The organism is Micromonospora phytophila (assembly GCF_023656545.1).
Lineage (GTDB): Bacteria > Actinomycetota > Actinomycetes > Mycobacteriales > Micromonosporaceae > Micromonospora > Micromonospora phytophila.
Map to the genome: position 1 here is coordinate 1 of NZ_JAMOKF010000605.1, position 1320 is coordinate 1320.

Sequence of the window (1320 nt, forward strand, 5' to 3'; positions counted from 1 at the left end):
GGGCCACCGGGGTGGCCCGCGGCCGCGCCAGCACGGCGTCGAGGTCGGCGGCGCACGGCGGGGCGAGCCGGTAGATGCCCTGTACGCCGAGGCTGTGGACGAGCCGGCCGTCGTCGCTGACGTGCGCGACCGTCCGGCTGCCCCGCCGCGACCGGTAGGTCAGTCGCCGCAGCACGTCGCCCGGCAGCGCGGCGTCCAACCGCAGCGGGATGCCCTCCGTGCCGAGGACCACCTCCGTGGTGCAGAAGGACGCGAGCCAGCGCCACAGTGGAAACCGGTCGAACCAGTGACCGATCCCCTCGGCGCCGGGGGTGACGATGTCCGTGACCCGCATCCGCCCCAGTACGTACAGGACCTGCCGGTCGACCGTGATCGGGTAGACGAGATCGCCCGCCGTGACCTGTGCCCGGCGAAAGCTGGGCTCGGACAGGTGCGGCCCGCCGAACAGCACCTCCAGCGCCCGGCCGGTGGTCACGACCGCGGCGAGCCGGCGGCAGCGGTCCCGCGGCCAGTAGACGGTGTACGCGTCGCTCACGGCCGGCAGGTTAGCCGCTCCCACCGACAAACGGACGTTTGTCGGTGGGGCTGCCTAGAGTGCGTCGTCATGGTGATGGTGAGGTTCGTCGACGAGACGACGTCCGGCGCGCGTGGCGACGGGTGGCATCTGGAGATCTTCGAAGAGCGGCTCCCGCTGCGGGAGCTGATCCGCCGCCGCGTCTTCCAGGAGGTGGCCGAGCACAACGCCCGGCGACCCGCGGTGTTCCGCGGCCTGGTCCAGCCGGGTGACACCGAGGCGACCCTCAACGGCCGGCGGCCCGACGCGCCGCGCCGGGTCGACGCCGAGGAGCAGTTCACCCGGGCAGTGGCGGCGTTCGGGCGCAACGGGTTCGTGGTGCTCGTAGACGACCGGCAGGTCGACCAGCTGGACACCGAGGTCGAGCTGCGGGTGGGCACCGAGGTCTGCTTCCTCAAGCTGGTCCCGCTGGTCGGGGGCTGACATGACCGTCACCTCCCACTACCCGGAGCGGGTGGCGGCGGTGCGCGCGCACGCCGCCGCCGGTGACAGTGCGGCGCTCGTCGACGAGCTGGTCGAGGTCGCCCGGCTCAACGGCGGCCACTGGGGCTACGACGGCCGCGCGGTGACCGACGTCCTCGACGCGCTGCCCGTCGACGACCGGCGGCACCTCGCGCTGGCCCTGCTCGACCGGCCGGACGTCGAGGATCCGGCCGACACCGGGCGGTCGCTGCGCGGGCTGTTGAGCATCGTGGTGCGCCACCTCGGAACGGTCATGCCGGTGGCGGACGCCCGACGGCTGCTCG

General features: G+C 73.6%; 3 protein-coding genes. 2 read left to right on the forward strand and 1 reads right to left on the reverse strand.

Annotated elements, in window-relative coordinates; all coding sequences use genetic code 11:
• Window positions 1-535: hypothetical protein (locus NCC78_RS31685; RefSeq protein ID WP_250799123.1), on the reverse strand; the 535-nt coding region annotated here is incomplete at its 3' end.
• A 69-nt stretch (window positions 536-604) separates the two neighbouring features.
• Between NCC78_RS31685 and NCC78_RS31690 the strand changes: the two genes are divergently transcribed.
• Complete coding sequence (locus NCC78_RS31690; RefSeq protein ID WP_250799124.1) at window positions 605-997, forward strand: hypothetical protein; 393 nt, start codon at window positions 605-607, stop codon at window positions 995-997.
• 1 nt (window position 998) lies between these two features.
• Window positions 999-1320: hypothetical protein (locus NCC78_RS31695; RefSeq protein ID WP_250799125.1), on the forward strand; the 322-nt coding region annotated here is incomplete at its 3' end.

What these genes read in the sequence shown, in the direction of transcription:
- NCC78_RS31690 (WP_250799124.1), top strand. Translation starts at nt 605, where the DNA reads ATGGTGATGGTGAGGTTCGTCGACGAGACGACGTCCGGCGCGCGTGGC.